The 13,650-nt window shown below is 68.1% G+C and carries 15 protein-coding genes; 5 read left to right on the forward strand and 10 right to left on the reverse strand.

The annotated features are described in order from the left end of the window. Positions 1 to 6: 6 nt before the first annotated feature. Together mnmH and selD are read right to left on the reverse strand one after the other, a co-directional pair. Entirely contained in the window at positions 7 to 1,059 is a 1,053-nt protein-coding gene (gene mnmH, locus R9X41_RS13545) for a tRNA 2-selenouridine(34) synthase MnmH (RefSeq protein WP_318630974.1), read from the reverse strand. A 10-nt stretch (positions 1,060 to 1,069) separates the two neighbouring features. Further along, on the reverse strand, positions 1,070 to 2,149 hold the full coding sequence (gene selD / locus R9X41_RS13550; RefSeq protein ID WP_318630975.1) for a selenide, water dikinase SelD: 1,080 nt from the start codon (positions 2,147 to 2,149) through the stop codon (positions 1,070 to 1,072). 123 nt (positions 2,150 to 2,272) lie between these two features. On the opposite strand from selD, the gene R9X41_RS13555 reads away from it, so the two are divergent. From R9X41_RS13555 to phnE, 4 genes are read left to right on the forward strand one after another with little or no spacing between them, the layout of a single operon-like run. Beyond that, positions 2,273 to 3,145, forward strand: a complete 873-nt coding sequence (locus tag R9X41_RS13555) for a putative selenate ABC transporter substrate-binding protein (RefSeq protein WP_318630976.1) — start codon at positions 2,273 to 2,275, stop codon at positions 3,143 to 3,145. A gap of 21 nt (positions 3,146 to 3,166) precedes the next feature. Further along, on the forward strand, positions 3,167 to 3,994 hold the full coding sequence (locus tag R9X41_RS13560; protein ID WP_318630977.1) for a phosphonate ABC transporter ATP-binding protein: 828 nt from the start codon (positions 3,167 to 3,169) through the stop codon (positions 3,992 to 3,994). A gap of 4 nt (positions 3,995 to 3,998) precedes the next feature. Continuing rightward, positions 3,999 to 4,832: a PhnE/PtxC family ABC transporter permease gene (locus R9X41_RS13565; RefSeq protein ID WP_318630978.1), complete on the forward strand. Its 834-nt coding sequence runs from the start codon at positions 3,999 to 4,001 to the stop codon at positions 4,830 to 4,832. Then, positions 4,829 to 5,608 carry a phosphonate ABC transporter, permease protein PhnE gene (gene phnE, locus R9X41_RS13570; RefSeq protein ID WP_318630979.1) on the forward strand — a complete coding sequence of 260 codons (780 nt, stop codon included), beginning with the start codon at positions 4,829 to 4,831 and terminating at the stop codon, positions 5,606 to 5,608. The genes R9X41_RS13565 and phnE overlap by 4 nt, the downstream gene beginning before the upstream one ends. Positions 5,609 to 5,615: 7 nt before the next feature. Here phnE and R9X41_RS13575 read toward each other — a convergent pair whose 3' ends face one another. Both R9X41_RS13575 and R9X41_RS13580 read right to left on the reverse strand, forming a co-directional pair. Then, on the reverse strand, positions 5,616 to 5,867 hold the full coding sequence (locus R9X41_RS13575) for a hypothetical protein (protein WP_318630980.1): 252 nt from the start codon (positions 5,865 to 5,867) through the stop codon (positions 5,616 to 5,618). A 48-nt stretch (positions 5,868 to 5,915) separates the two neighbouring features. Further along, positions 5,916 to 8,294 (reverse strand): PAS domain-containing protein, encoded by a 2,379-nt coding sequence (locus R9X41_RS13580; protein WP_318630981.1) that lies wholly within the window; start codon positions 8,292 to 8,294, stop codon positions 5,916 to 5,918. Between the two features lie 305 nt (positions 8,295 to 8,599). Here R9X41_RS13580 and R9X41_RS13585 point away from each other — a divergent pair, with 305 nt between their 5' ends. Further along, on the forward strand, positions 8,600 to 9,028 hold the full coding sequence (locus R9X41_RS13585; RefSeq protein WP_318630982.1) for a BLUF domain-containing protein: 429 nt from the start codon (positions 8,600 to 8,602) through the stop codon (positions 9,026 to 9,028). 32 nt (positions 9,029 to 9,060) lie between these two features. Here the strand turns inward: R9X41_RS13585 and R9X41_RS13590 are convergent, their stop codons facing one another. The 6 genes from R9X41_RS13590 to R9X41_RS13615 all read right to left on the reverse strand — a co-directional run bounded on the left by R9X41_RS13590 (position 9,061) and on the right by R9X41_RS13615 (position 13,649). Further along, positions 9,061 to 9,300: a hypothetical protein gene (locus R9X41_RS13590; RefSeq protein WP_318630983.1), complete on the reverse strand. Its 240-nt coding sequence runs from the start codon at positions 9,298 to 9,300 to the stop codon at positions 9,061 to 9,063. Between the two features lie 114 nt (positions 9,301 to 9,414). Beyond that, on the reverse strand, positions 9,415 to 9,702 hold the full coding sequence (locus R9X41_RS13595) for a hypothetical protein (protein ID WP_318630984.1): 288 nt from the start codon (positions 9,700 to 9,702) through the stop codon (positions 9,415 to 9,417). 39 nt (positions 9,703 to 9,741) lie between these two features. Then, positions 9,742 to 10,116, reverse strand: a complete 375-nt coding sequence (locus R9X41_RS13600) for a hypothetical protein (protein WP_318630985.1) — start codon at positions 10,114 to 10,116, stop codon at positions 9,742 to 9,744. Positions 10,117 to 10,358: 242 nt separating this feature from the next. Continuing rightward, positions 10,359 to 12,347 carry a M13-type metalloendopeptidase gene (locus R9X41_RS13605; protein WP_318630986.1) on the reverse strand — a complete coding sequence of 663 codons (1,989 nt, stop codon included), beginning with the start codon at positions 12,345 to 12,347 and terminating at the stop codon, positions 10,359 to 10,361. A 152-nt stretch (positions 12,348 to 12,499) separates the two neighbouring features. Continuing rightward, positions 12,500 to 13,282 (reverse strand): class II aldolase/adducin family protein, encoded by a 783-nt coding sequence (locus R9X41_RS13610; RefSeq protein WP_318630987.1) that lies wholly within the window; start codon positions 13,280 to 13,282, stop codon positions 12,500 to 12,502. A gap of 13 nt (positions 13,283 to 13,295) precedes the next feature. Beyond that, entirely contained in the window at positions 13,296 to 13,649 is a 354-nt protein-coding gene (locus R9X41_RS13615; RefSeq protein ID WP_318630988.1) for a RidA family protein, read from the reverse strand. Position 13,650: the final 1 nt, after the last annotated feature.

Genomic DNA, 13,650 nt, shown 5'->3' on the forward strand with positions numbered 1-13,650 from the left:
GCTGCTTCAATCGGCTTCGAGGGCCAGCACCCGGGTGGCGATGCGGGCCACGGCGTCAGGCGAAAGATCGTCCGCCGCCAAGGGTCGACGCTCGGCCCATCGCGCGAAATGCCGCGACTGCGACTTGTCGTAGTGCGGGTCGTAATGCAGCGCCATCAGCTCCGCGAACAGCGGCGCCAGGTCGCGGGTATGCGCCCAGGCCTGCCAGCGCGCCACGTTCTCCTTGCCCTGCATCTCCTTGAGCAGGCCGAGCCGGTCGGCGAGCTGCTGCGGGTCGTCGCCGAGATAGGCGTAATCCTCCAGCAGATAGGCCAGCCGCGCGGCGTCGCTCGCCTGCACTTCCACGCAAGGTGCGGCCCGCATGCTGGCGACGAGCTCCAGCGGCAGGTTCAGCCGACCGATGCGCGGACTCTCCCCTTCCACGTACACCGGTCGCGCCGGGTCGAACGATTCGAGCGTGGTGGCGATCAGGGTTTCGAAGCGCTTCTGCGACGGCTGCGGCTGCCCGGGCAACTGGCCCAGCAGCGAGCCCTTGTGGCTGGCGAAGAACTCCAGGTCGAGCACCTGCGCGCCCTGATCGGCCAGCGCGTGCAGCACCCGCGTCTTGGCGCTGCCGGTGGCGCCGCAGACGATCACCAGCCGAAGCCGTCCGCACAGCGACTGAAGCTGATCGAGCACATGGCGGCGAAAGGCCTTGTAGCCGCCGGCGAGCTGCTGCGCGTCCCAGCCCACCATGCGCATCCAGGTGACCATGGAGCCGCTGCGCAGCCCGCCGCGCCAGCAATACACCAGCGGCTTCCAGGATGCCGGATGCTCGGCGAACGGTCCCTGCAGATGGCGCGCCAGGTTGGCCGCGACCATCGCGCCGCCGATGCGCCGGGCTTCGAAGGCGCCGGTCTGCTTGTAGAGCGTGCCGACGATGCGCCGCTCCTCGTCGTCGAGCACCGGGCAGTTGATGGCACCGGGAATGTGGTCGAGCGCGAATTCCGCTGGCGAGCGGGCGTCGATCAGCGCGTCGAACCGCGACCGGTCGGCCGGGCGCACCACCGGCCGGTTCATGCCGCGCCGATCACGAACGCACCACCAATCGCGGCGCGCCCGCCGCCGGCGCTTCGACCACTTCGCCGATGTCGGCCGCCGCGTCGAATCCATGGTGGTGGAACAGCGCGATGACCTCGTCGACCGACGCCGCGTCGCAGGCCACCAGCAGGCCGCCGCTGGTCTGCGGATCGGTCAGCAGGGCGTGGTCGGGATCGGCGAAGCCGGCCGGCAGCTGCACCTCGGCGCCGTAGCCTTCCCAATTGCGGCCGGAAGCGCCGGTGACCAGGCCTTGCGCGGCGAGCTCGCGCACCCCTTCGAGCAACGGCACGCGCGGCCAATCCAGTGCAACGCCCAGTTCCGCGCCACGCGCCAGTTCCAGCAGGTGGCCGGCCAGGCCGAAGCCGGTCACATCGGTCAGCGCATGCACGCCCTCGATGGCCGCCAGCTTGGGGCCGGGTGTGTTGAGCTGCGTGGTCGTGGCGATCATCCGCGCGTAGCCGGCCTCGTCGAGCACCTCTTTCTTGAGCGCGGCCGAGAGCACGCCCACGCCCAGCGGCTTGCCCAGGACCAGTCGGTCGCCCACTCGCGCATCGGCATTGCGCATGACGCGCGAGGGGTGGACGATGCCTAGCGCCACCAACCCGTAGATCGGTTCGACCGAGTCGATGGTATGGCCGCCCGCGATCGGAATGCCCGCGTCGCGGCATACCGATTCGCCGCCCGCCAGGATCTGGCCGATGACCTCGGTCGACAGCACCTTCACCGGCATGCCGACCAGCGCCAGCGCCATGATCGGCCGCCCACCCATGGCGTACACGTCGCTGATCGCGTTGGTCGCGGCGATACGGCCGAACTGGTAGGGGTCGTCGACGATCGGCATGAAGAAATCGGTGGTCGCGACCAGGGCGATCTCGTCGCTCAACTGGTAGACCGCCGCGTCGTCCGACGTCTCGATGCCGACCAGCAACTCGGGCGGCACCGGCAGGCCGCGGTTGTGCCGCAGGATCTCGGTGAGCACGCCCGGCGCGATCTTGCAGCCGCAGCCGCCGCCGTGGGAGAGCGAGGTCAGGCGCGGCGGCGAGGCGCTGGAAGCGAGGGTGACAGTCATCGATCTGCTCCGGGTATTCGGTCGTACAAGCCCGGTCGCGTGTCGGCGCTCCGGGCCGACGAGTGTCGCATCGCCGCGCTTTCGGGTTGTAATGCCGGTTTTTCGCTTTTGCCTCCGTCGACCATGAGCCTCTTCCAAGCCCGCTGGGCCAAGCCGTTGATCGCCACCGCGCTGCTCGCCGCCGCCGTCTGCACCCAGGTGCACGCCCAGAGCCAGAAGGTGTTCCGCGTCACCGCCATCCCCGACGAATCGCCGACCGAACTGGCGCGCAAGGCCGCTCCGCTGGTGAAGTACCTGGAAGGCAAGCTCGGCATGAAGGTCGAGTTCACGCCGGTGACCGACTACGCCGCCTCGGTCGAGACGCTCATCAACCACAAGGTCGACCTGGCCTGGTTCGGTGGCTTCACCTTCGTGCAAGCGCAGGCACGCTCGGGCGGCAAGGTGATTCCGCTGGTGCAGCGCGAGGAAGACGAGAAGTTCAAGTCGGTCTTCATCACCGCCGACCCGGCCATCAAGACGCTGGCCGACCTGAAGGGCAAGGACGTGAGCTTCGGCGCGCAGAGCTCCACCAGCGGCCACCTCATGCCGCGCAGCTTCCTGCTGCAGGCCGGCGTCGACCCGGACAAGGACTTCCGCCGTGTCGCCTACAGCGGCGCGCACGACGCCACCATCGCGGCGGTGGCCGGCGGCAAGGTGCAGGCCGGCGCGGTCAACATCTCGGTCTGGGAGAAGTTCGTCGCCGACAAGAAGGTCGACACCTCCAAGGTCTTCGTCTTCTACACCACGCCGCCCTATTACGACTACAACTGGTCGGTCAGTGCCGACATGCCCGCCGGGCAGCGCGCCGCGCTCGCCCAGGCCTTCCTGTCGCTCGATGCCTCCACGCCGGAAGGCAAGGAAATCCTCGGCCTGCAGCGCGCCACCCGCTTCGTGCCGACCAGGCCCGAGAACTACAAGGGCATCGAAGCTGCCGCCAAGAGTGCCGGCCTGCTCTGATCCGCGCCGGTGGACACGGGCGTGAAGCTCGAGCTGCGCGCGGTGCATGCGCGCCACCCGGCCGCGCCGCGCGGCAGCGACGTGCTGCACGGCGTGGACCTGGCCCTGGCGCCGGGTGAGCAGGTCGCCGTCATCGGGCCTTCGGGCGCCGGCAAGACCAGCCTGCTGCAGACCGCGGCCGCCGCGCTGCGGCCCACCCGCGGCACGGTCGGTTTCGACAGCGTCAATCCCTGGACGCTGCATCCCCGCGCGCTGAAACGCCAGCGCGGCGCCCTGTTCCTGGCACCGCAGGCGCCGCCGCTGCCACCGCGCCAGCGCGTCGTCACCGCCGTGCTGGCCGGCCGCCTGCCGGCCTGGAGCCTGTGGCGCAGCCTGGCCTCGCTGTTCCATCCGCAGGACATCCCCGGCGCCCAGCAGGCGCTGGCCCGCTTCGACCTGGCCGACAAGCTCTTCGCCCGCGTCGACCGACTCTCCGGCGGCGAACGCCAGCGCGTCGGCCTGGCGCGTGCGCTGCTGGCGCCGGCCCGGCTGTGGCTGATCGACGAACCGCTGTCCGCGCTCGACCCGACCCGCTCGCGCCAGGCGATCACCGCACTGACCGGCGCCGCCCGCGAGCGTGGGATCACGCTGCTCGCGACCATGCACCAGGTCGACGTGGCACTGGCGCATTTCGACCGCATCGTCGGTCTGCGCGACGGCCGCGTCGCCTTCGATCTTCCGGCCGGCCAGGTCGACGAAACGACGCTGGCCGCGCTCTACGCCCAGCACGAGGACGAGCTTCGCCAACCGCCAGCCGCGCCCCCCTCCACGCCCGAAGCGCCGGCCCCGGTGCTCATGCAATGCCGCTGACGCCATGCCGCTGAACGCCGCATCGCCCGCCGCCCGCGACCCGACCTGGATCGGCCGCATCTTCTGGGTGCTGGCCGCCGTACTGCTGCTATGGCCGATGCTGGTCGCCACCGAATTCCGCCCCTGGCTGATGTTCGACCCCGCCAGCCGCGCGTCGACCGGCCAGTTCCTGGCGGCCTTCATTCCACCGGCCACCGACGCCGATTTCCTGCGCCTGGTCGCCCGCGAAACCTGGCGCACCGTCGCCATCGCCACGGCCGGCATCACACTGGCCTGGCTGATCGCGGTGCCGGCCTGCCTGCTGTCGACCCGCTCGCTGTCGATCTCCGCGCTTTCCGGCCGCATGGCGCCGATGCCCGCCGTGTTGCGCCAGACCCTGCGCTGGATCCTGGTGGTGCTGCGCAGCATTCCCGAGCTGGTCTGGGCGCTGGTCTTCGTGCGGGTCGTCGGGCTCGGCCCCACGGCCGGCGTGCTGGCCATCGCGCTCACCTACGGCGGCATGCTGGGCAAGGTCTACGGCGACATCCTGGAGAGCAGCGACAACGACCCCACGCGCCACCTGCTGGGCAACGGCGGCGGCCGGCTCCAGGCCTTTTTCTACGGGCTGTTGCCGCAGAGCGCGGCGGAACTCGCCTCCTACACCGTCTACCGCTGGGAGTGCGCGATCCGCTCCTCGGTCGTGCTCGGCTTCGTCGGCGCCGGCGGGCTGGGACAGATGCTCGACACTTCCACGAAGATGTTCGCCGGCGGCGAGGTCGCGACCATGCTGCTGGTCTTCGTCGCCCTGGTCGCCGTGGCCGACCGGGCCAGTGCATGGCTGCGGAGCCTGCTGGGATGAATCTGCCGCGCGCCAAGGCCTGGGGTTTCGGTGTCGGTGTCGCTGTGCTGATCGTGGCCAGCTTCCGCGAGCTGGACCTGCAATGGGCGGCGTTTCTATCGCCCGGTGCCCTGGCCGCGATGGGGCGATTTCTCGGTGAATTTTTCCCGCCCGACTTTTCGCCAGCCGTTGTGCGCAAGGTCGTCGGCGCCTCCGGCGAAACGCTGGCGATGTCCGCGCTGGGCACGTTGCTGGCTGCACTCGGCGGCATGGCGCTGGCCCTGCCCGCCAGCCGGCCGGCCGGCACGCGCGCCGCGCCCCTGCGCGGCCCGATACGCCTGCTGCTGAACGGACTGCGCGCCGTGCCCGAGCTGGTCTGGGCCGCCTTGCTGCTGATTTCCGCCGGGCTCGGCCCGCTCGCCGGCACGCTGGCACTGGCGCTGCACACCACCGGCGTGCTGGGCCGGCTGTTCGCCGAAGCCATCGAGAACGGACCGCCCGGCCCGGCCCAGGCATTGCGGGCGCAGGGCAACGGGCCGGTCGCCGTGTTCTTCTACGCCACGCTGCCGCAGGTGTTGCCGCAACTGGTGTCCTACACGCTCTATCGCTGGGAAAACAACATCCGAGCCGCAGCCATCCTCGGTGTTGTCGGCGCCGGGGGCCTGGGTCAGATGCTGGCTTTTCACATGGGCCTGTTCCAGATGGGCAAGACCGCCACCGTGCTGGTCGCCATGCTGCTGTTGGTCGCCCTGGTGGACGGAGCGAGCTATGCGCTGCGCCGCGCCATGGACCGCTGATGCACCATCAGTGCACGCCGGCCTCGCGGCCCAGCAGCCACACCTGCTCGCGCTCCGCCGGGTTGCGGTCGCGCATCAGGTCGACGCCGCAGGCCTGGCAGCGAAACCGGTAGATGGCATTGACCTCGCGGCCGCTGATGCCCAGCCCGAAGAAGGTCGTGCTGATCAGTTCCAGCCCCTCGTGGGGTGGCGCGAGCGTCAGTTCGCCGACGATGCCGAAGCAGTCGGTGCAGACCTTGTACGGATCATGGCTCGCCATGTCGCGACGATGCGCCCGTTTGGCTGACCCGCATCTGACGAGCCGCCATCACCCGGCGCTCGACGTGGACGCATCGACCCCGTCCGTTGCGTCCGAGACACTCGGCGCGTCCAGCACTTCCCGCACCCGCGCGGCGAGCTCCTCGATCATGAAAGGCTTGCCGATCAGCTGCACGCCCGGGTCGAGCACGCCGTTGTGCACCACCGCGTTGCGGGTATAGCCGGTGGTGAACAGCACCCGGAGCCCCGGCCGGCGCCGCAGCGCCTCGTCGGCCAGCTTGCGGCCGTTGACTTCGGGCATGACCACGTCGGTGAACAGCAGCGAGATCTCCGGATGCGCGTCGATCAGCCGCAGCGCGGCCGCCGCGCCGTCGGCCTCCAGCACCCGGTAGCCCAGCTCGGTCAGCGCCTCCACCGAGAACTGCCGCACCGCCGGCTCGTCTTCCACCACCAACACCACCTCGGCGCTGTCGCCGCGGGGCACTTCGGCCTCGGCCATCACCTCGTCGTCCTCGTGCGAAGCACCGATGAGACGCGGCAGGTACACCTTGACCGTCGTGCCCTGCCCCACCTCCGAATAGATCTTCACGTGGCCGCCCGACTGCTTGACGAAGCCGTAGACCTGGCTGAGCCCCAGCCCGGTTCCGCGCCCGACTTCCTTGGTGGTGAAGAAGGGATCGAAAGCCTTGGCGACGACTTCCGCGGGCATGCCGATGCCGGTGTCGCTCACCGCCACCATCACGTACTGGCCCACCGGCAGGCCCAGATGGTCGGCCACGTAGCGCTCGTCCAGATGGCAGTTGGCTGTTTCGATCGTCAGCCGGCCGCCGGCCGCCATCGCGTCGCGGGCATTCACCGCCAGGTTCAGGATCACGTTCTCCAGCTGGTTCGGATCGGCATGCGTGCGCCACAGGCCGCCGGCCAGCACGGTCTCCAGCCGCACCGCGCCGCCCAGCGAATGCCCGAGCAGGTCGGACATTCCGGCTACCAGCTTGTTCGCATCCACCGGCAGCGGACGCAGCGGCTGCTGCCGCGAGAACGCCAGCAGCCGCTGGGTGAGCTGCGCGGCGCGCTTGGCGCCGTCCTTGGCCGCGTCCACATAACGCTTGGCCCGGGCGTCGCCGCCGGCCAAGCGCCGGTCGAGCAGGTCCAGCGACCCCAGCACCACCGCCAGCATGTTGTTGAAATCGTGTGCGATGCCGCCGGTGAGCTGGCCCACGGCCTCCATCTTCTGCGACTGGCGCAGGGCCTCTTCGGTCCTGCTGCGCTCGGCGACTTCCTCGGCCACGCGGCGCTCCAGCGATTCGTTGAGTTCGCGCAGGGCGATCTCCGCGCGGCGTCGCTTCGTGACGTCCTGGAACAGCACCGCGACGTGTCGACGCTCGGGCGGCTCGATGCGAAAAGCGGCCAGCTCGAGATAGCGCCCGGTGCGTTCGAGTTCGCGCTCGAAACGCACCGGCTCGCCGGTCACCAGCACCCGGCGGTAGATCTCGACCCAGCCCTCGGCCTCGGCCGGCACCATTTCCCGCACCCGCTGGCCCACCACGTCGGCGATGCCCGCGTTGGCCAGATAGGCCGGGTTGGCGACGATGTGCACGTAGTCGCTGAGCGGGCCCTCGGGACCGTCCAGGAATTCGATGACGCAGAAACCCTCGTCGATGGTTTCGAACAGGGCCCGGTACTGGCGCTCGCCTTCGAGCAGGGCTTCCTCGGCCGCCTTTCGGGCGGTCAGGTCCGTGGCGGTGCCGAACCATTCAGCCAGTTCGCCCTTTTCGTCGAAGACCGGGATCGCGCGGGAAAGCGTCCAGCCCACGCTGCCGTCCACCCGGATCACCCGGTGTTCCAGTTCGAAATTCGAGCGTGCAGCGATCGCTTCGGCGATCGCCGCTGATACCGGGACACGGTCATCTTCGTGCACGTAGCGATCCATCCAGTGGCCGGAGGGCGCCCGCGTGTCCGTCATGAAGCCCTGACCGTCGAGCTCCAGCAAGCGGCTCCAGTCGCCGCTCATCCGGTACATCACGTCGGTGCTGGCTTTCAGCAACGTCTGCTTGCGCGCGTCGCTCTCGGCCAGCCGGCACAGCGCCTGGACCCGGTCGGTGGTCTCCCACACGGTGCAGAGCAAACCAGCCCAGGCGGATCCGTCGCGCAAGGGCGAGCCGGACAAGGTGAACCAGGCCTGTTCCGGCTCGGTGCCGCGCACGAGCGGCAGCAGTTGGTCCTCGCGGTAGAAGGCCTGGCCATTTTCCAGGGCCGCATCCACCGCGGGAGCCAGCTCCGACCAGGCGCCTGCCCAGATTTCCGGCAGCCTGGCGCCCATGGCGGCCCGCTGACGTCCGTCCATGAGACGTGTGTAAGCCTCGTTGCAAACCATGATGCGCTGCGGGCCCCAGGCCAGCCACATGGGCACCGGCGAAGCGAGCAGCATCGAAACAGCGTCCTGCAGCGACCGGGGCCAGGCGTCCGGACGCCCGAGGGCCGACGACGCCCAGTCGTGTCCCGATAGAAATTCTGCGGTGCGGGGGTCGTTCGGAAAAGATTGCGCCTCGCGACCGGAGGAGCCGACCTCCGTTGCGCGCCCATTGCTGTCGTTCATCTTTGCGCCTGTTCCACTGCCGCCAGCCGTCGTGCGGAGCTCGCGGAAGTATCCCATGGCCCTCGGATGGCCGGTCGTTGCTGGCCGACCGGAGGTCATGAGTCCGGGATAATCGTCACTTTTTGCGAAAGGGCGGCATGCCGAACAGGACGCTGGCCATGGTCATGTACATCAGCCGGTCGGCGCCCACGACCAGCCGGCCAGACGTCGAAAAGGTGGTCGCCGCGGCCAGGCGCAACAACGAACTGCGGCGAGTGACGGGCGCCATGATGTGGACCGGTCGTTATTTCGTTCAGGTGCTCGAAGGCGAACTGCCCGCCGTCATCGCCACCCACAAACTCATCACCCAGGACACGCGGCACCATGCGATGAAGGTGCTTTTTCAGGGGGAACTGGAGTCGCGGAACTTCAGCCGCTGGTCGATGGCCTTCGTCGACCGTCCGGATGCCGACCACCTCATCGAACCCCTGATCGAAGGCATCCAGGATGCGGAATCGTTTCGTGCCTTGCGAAGAATGCTGTTCGACCTGGCCATGAGCCAGGATCCCGGCGGCGACCGGCACTGACGCGCCCGGCTGTCGAGGCGTCGTGCCTCTTCTCAGTCCGGGTGGGTGGCGACGACCCACGAAGCCGCTGCCTGGGCGCGCTTGAGGGTCATGGCGGTTTCGCGCTGCATCATCGCTTCGTGCTGCGCCTCGGCCTGGCGGGTCGCCTCTTCGATCGACGGCCACGGCATCTGGCCGCCGGCGATGGTCTTCATCAGGGATTGGAGCGCGCGGTCGGCTTGCTCTTGCATCTCATACCAACCGGCGAGAGGTTTCGCATCGAAATTCGGCATGATGTTGTCCTTGAGACAATTCGTAATGTGCGCACACTACGCTTCGCAACGGCCGCGCTCAATAGTTCTTTCGGACTCATCGGGAAAACCCCGAACACTCCGCGGTCGACCGATTCAGGCGTCCGCGCTTCGGTAAAGCTCACCGCGTTCACGCTGTTCGGCGGTGAATTCCGCCAAGCCGATGTCCCAGGTGTTGGTCAGCAGCGTGCCGGCGTCGCTCACCCGAACGAAGTGGAGCGTCTGCGTATCCGAGTCGGGAAAGCTGCCCGGCGGCTTGCAGCGCTGCAGGGTCGCGTCGAAATAGAGTTGGGCGTTGCCCAGGTTCACCAAATAGCGGATTGGCATGATTCCTCCGGGCGGCCCGCCGAAAAACCGGCTGCCGCGATGTTGAATGGCTTTCAAGAAACCGCGGCGCCCGACGGCGCCGATTCGGACCCATATTCAGCGCGGCCCGACGACCTGCGCCCACTCCTGCACTTTTTCCCCGACCGCCGACACCACCGCGGGCGTCGCGTCGACGAAACCCTCGGGTACGGTGCCGAAACCGGCCAGGAACCCGGTGCGATCGAGGCTTTCGACCTCGGCCTGCCAGACGAAGCTGTCTCCGTTCACCACATAGGTGATCCGCTTGACCTCCAGCAGCGACGCTGCCTTCAATTCAACGGCGCCGAGACGCCCCAGCCGCATGGAGCCACGCAAGCCGGCAGCGCGGCGGTCGACGGTCCGTCGATCGGCGCGGCGGCCACCGGCGGTCAGGCTCGCACTGTCCCGATCGCTGCGCCGTCGCGCGACGACGCGCCTTTCCAGGAGATGCATGAAACGTCCTCGATGACAAAACGCGCGCGAGCCAGGTTGGCGTAACGCAAACCCGTTGCCGATCGTGACGGATACGCTCCTCAGAGCCTGCGTTTGCCGTTGCAAGAATATGCGTTCCATGTAGCTGAAAGCAATGGCTACTTCGGAGCAGGGTGCGCGGTCACTCTTCACAACCCTGAATCGGAGCAAGGTCTTCTGCAGATCAGCGGTCTTCGGGACTCAATGCCGAGCCTCGTCGCGACTCACCACAGATTCACCCGCATTTCAGCGCTGCGGACCATGTCGTCTCCCTGCACGCAGCCATAGCGCTGCCTGAAGCCGTCGAGATTGGACAGCGGCCCGTTCACACGGTAGGGATAGAGCGCGTGCGCCGGCACGTATTCGATCCAGGAGCGGTCTTCGCTCGCCGACTGCCGCACCCGCTGTGAAAAGGCAAACGCCCGGTAGAACACATTTTCGGCCTCGCCGTCGACCGCGCCGCCGGCACTTTCATGCAGCGCCGCCAGCGCCACCGGCACGCTGCCCAGGTCGGACAGGTCTTCGCCCATGAAACGCGGCTTGACCACGGCAGCGCGGAAGTGCTGCAGTGCCCATTCGGCGTAGTCGTTTTCCAGGCGCGCGACCATGCCGTCGAAATAAGGGCGATCGGCGGCGTCGAGCCAGTCCACGGGCTGGCGCGGCGACAAGGCAGTGTCCCGGGGCGCGCCAAACATGTGCAGCAGTTCATGCGCCATCACCACGCCCAGGGCACCGAAGCGGCCGGGGTCGTCGCCCGTGCCGGCGAGCAGGGCCTGCACCATGAGCGGCGAGACTTTGACGCTGTGGCTGACGAAGTTGTAGCGAGCCTCCGGATCCCACCACGCCGCACCGGTCAGACTGCGGCCGGTGCGCGAGGCCGCCGCCACCGCCAGACGTCGATCGAGCTCATAGGCCGAGGCCAGCCGGACGTTGTCGAGCAGGCGGTCGCGTTGCATCGCCGGCGGCGCGGCGGCGGTGTCTTCGAACCCCGGCAGCGAGACATCGACCGTGTCCACCTGCCGATGGCTGGCGGCCTTGCTGGCCGCGCTCATCCAGCTCCGGCTGTCGAGATGGCGATGAAGCGCGGTTCGCAGGTGTCCGACCATGTCTCGCACCTGCGTGTCCGTGCCGGCCGGCAGCATCTGCCGGGCGGAGAACCAGTCGAACTGGAAGGGCAGCGTCCTGGTGAGGAAGGCGACATTGCCGTCGACGATCACGTTCTCGTCCACCACGTCCGGCGGCGCTGGCGGGTCCCAGGTGGCGCGCTCGTCGGCGAAACGCATCGGCAGGTAATCGGTGTAGCTGCGCACCAGACGCCAGCGCAGGAAGTTGCGCCAGTCCTGCACCTCGAAGGCAGCCATCAGCTCGCCCAGTCCCGATGCGACGGAGTCGTCGACCACCGAGGGCAGCGCTGCCGGCACGCCTGCCGCGGACAGAAGCTCGCCTACCGCGAAAGCGGCGTCACCGGTCGAGCTTCGCGACCGCGACTGGTCGGGAAACCCGGCCAACGCCTGCTCGATCGCCGATACCGCGGCACTCGCCTGTTCGGCCTGTTCCTCGGGCATGCCGGTGAGCACCAGGGTGCGCGCCACATGCGCCTGGAACTCGGCCGGCGTATGGCCGGGCTCGTCATCGGAGGGCGCGCGGGCCGGCGCCGTTGGATCGAAGGCGACCCGCAGGCGGTCCTGGTGCTGGTCGGCATCCGCGTTTTCGACATCGTCGAACGGCTCCACCCGCAAAGCCACCGGCAGCCGCACGCCCTGCCGCATGAGGCGGCCCCACGCAGCAGGCATGGCGGCCATGTCGGTGATGCCGTCGATAAGGACAAGATCGGCGGCCAGGGGCGCGAGGTCGGCCAGTTCGACCGCCGCCGAGTCGGCCCGGCTCGCGAACAAAGTGATCAACGCCGCCTGGTGCAGATCGCCGCCGGCCACTCCGCCGGATGCGGCCAGGGCTTGCAGCCGAGCCAGCACCGTCGTCTGGTTGCGGGCGGCGAGGCCGGTGGTGGCGTCGGTCACCAGTCCTTCGGCGGGGATCGGCGTCGCGGCGATCCAGTCGGCATTGGACCAGGCATAGAAGTCGGTGCAGGCCTGGGCCTGTCGTTCGACGACGGCGGGTCTGCGGCTATCGCCGCAGGCACCGAGCGTCAGCGCCAGGACGGCCGACGAAACGACGGAAAGCGAGAGTCGCGGGCGACTCGAAAATCGGAACATGGAATATCCGGCAAAGCCTTGATTGGGAGCTGGAGATTATGTTCAGACGCGCCGCAATATATCGCATGATCAGCGATTCAGATCAATGTAATCATTTGAGTAAACATTATCGAAATAACCCATTCATCGATTCGCCGCTTCACCACATGCGATCAGCAACGATAGTCCCCACCGTCGCGGTCGAGCAGGCGCAGCAGGGCGGTCCACTCGCGGTCGAGGTGCACCGTGTCGAGGTATGCGTAGTCGTCATGCTGCTTGGCCGCATGCTCGCAAACATCCGGCGACGGCAGTGTGTAGGGCTGCCCCATCGACAGCGTCTGCACCTGAATCTCGCAGGCGCGGTTCAAATAGAAAATACGGGTGAACGCCTCCGCCACCGAACGGCCGGTGGTCAGCAAACCGTGGTTGCGCAAAATCAAATAATGCGCGTCGCCCATCGACTGCACGATGCGCGAACGCTCGTCGAGGTCGAGCGAAATGCCTTCGTAGTCGTGGTAATTCACCCGGTTGTAGAACTGCATGCTGATCTGGTTAAGCGGCAGCAAACCGCACTGCAGCGCCGCCACTGCCATGCCGGCATTGGTGTGCAGGTGGGCGACGCATTCCACGTCGGGCCGGCTCATGTGCAGCGCGCTGTGGATGGTGAAACCGGCGGCGTTGACCTCGAAGCGGTCGTCGTCCACCGGCCGACCTTCGACATCGATCTTCACCAGGCTCGACGCGGTGATTTCGTCGAAGAACCAGCCGTGGGGGTTGATCAGGAACTGGTCGTGCCGGCCCGGCACCCGCACCGAGATGTGGGTGTAGATGAGATCGGTCAGCTGGAACCTGGCGGCCAGGCGGTAGGCGGCCGCGAGCTGGCAACGCAGCTCCCACTCGGCGTCGGAAATATTGCGCGGCTGGCGGTTGCGATGGGGGTCGGTGGTGGAAATCATGGGATGGCGTTGTTCAGGGCAGCAAGGCGGTGACGACGATCTCGACCCGGTAACCCGGGTCGGCGAGTTTGACCTCGCCGCAGCAGCGGGTGGGCGTCTGGCCAGGGATCACCCAGGCGTCCCACACCGCGTTCAGGCCGGCGAAGTCGTCCATGGTCGACAGCCAGATCTGCGCGGTGATCAGGCGTGAGCGATCGGTGCCGGCCTGTGCCAGCAGGTCGTCGATCTTGGCCAGCACCTGGGCGGTCTGGCCGGCGATGTCGAGAGATTTGTCGTCGGCTACCTGGCCGGCCAGCCAGGCCATGCCGTTGGCGACGACACAGCGGGAGCGGCGGGCGTTCTGGTCGATGCGGAGGATGTCGGTCATT

Origin of the sequence: Xylophilus sp. GOD-11R (assembly GCF_033546935.1) — a bacterium.
Classification (GTDB): domain Bacteria; phylum Pseudomonadota; class Gammaproteobacteria; order Burkholderiales; family Burkholderiaceae_C; genus Xylophilus.

What these genes read in the sequence shown, in the direction of transcription:
- R9X41_RS13555 (WP_318630976.1), top strand. Translation starts at nt 2,273, where the DNA reads ATGAGCCTCTTCCAAGCCCGCTGGGCCAAGCCGTTGATCGCCACCGCG.
- R9X41_RS13565 (WP_318630978.1), top strand. Translation starts at nt 3,999, where the DNA reads ATGCCGCTGAACGCCGCATCGCCCGCCGCCCGCGACCCGACCTGGATC.
- R9X41_RS13610 (WP_318630987.1), bottom strand. Translation starts at nt 13,282, where the DNA reads ATGATTTCCACCACCGACCCCCATCGCAACCGCCAGCCGCGCAATATT.
- R9X41_RS13575 (WP_318630980.1), bottom strand. Translation starts at nt 5,867, where the DNA reads ATGGCGAGCCATGATCCGTACAAGGTCTGCACCGACTGCTTCGGCATC.
- R9X41_RS13585 (WP_318630982.1), top strand. Translation starts at nt 8,600, where the DNA reads ATGCCGAACAGGACGCTGGCCATGGTCATGTACATCAGCCGGTCGGCG.
- phnE (WP_318630979.1), top strand. Translation starts at nt 4,829, where the DNA reads ATGAATCTGCCGCGCGCCAAGGCCTGGGGTTTCGGTGTCGGTGTCGCT.
- R9X41_RS13580 (WP_318630981.1), bottom strand. Translation starts at nt 8,294, where the DNA reads ATGCTGCTCGCTTCGCCGGTGCCCATGTGGCTGGCCTGGGGCCCGCAG.
- mnmH (WP_318630974.1), bottom strand. Translation starts at nt 1,059, where the DNA reads ATGAACCGGCCGGTGGTGCGCCCGGCCGACCGGTCGCGGTTCGACGCG.
- R9X41_RS13590 (WP_318630983.1), bottom strand. Translation starts at nt 9,300, where the DNA reads ATGCCGAATTTCGATGCGAAACCTCTCGCCGGTTGGTATGAGATGCAA.
- R9X41_RS13600 (WP_318630985.1), bottom strand. Translation starts at nt 10,116, where the DNA reads ATGCATCTCCTGGAAAGGCGCGTCGTCGCGCGACGGCGCAGCGATCGG.
- selD (WP_318630975.1), bottom strand. Translation starts at nt 2,149, where the DNA reads ATGACTGTCACCCTCGCTTCCAGCGCCTCGCCGCCGCGCCTGACCTCG.
- R9X41_RS13605 (WP_318630986.1), bottom strand. Translation starts at nt 12,347, where the DNA reads ATGTTCCGATTTTCGAGTCGCCCGCGACTCTCGCTTTCCGTCGTTTCG.
- R9X41_RS13615 (WP_318630988.1), bottom strand. Translation starts at nt 13,649, where the DNA reads ATGACCGACATCCTCCGCATCGACCAGAACGCCCGCCGCTCCCGCTGT.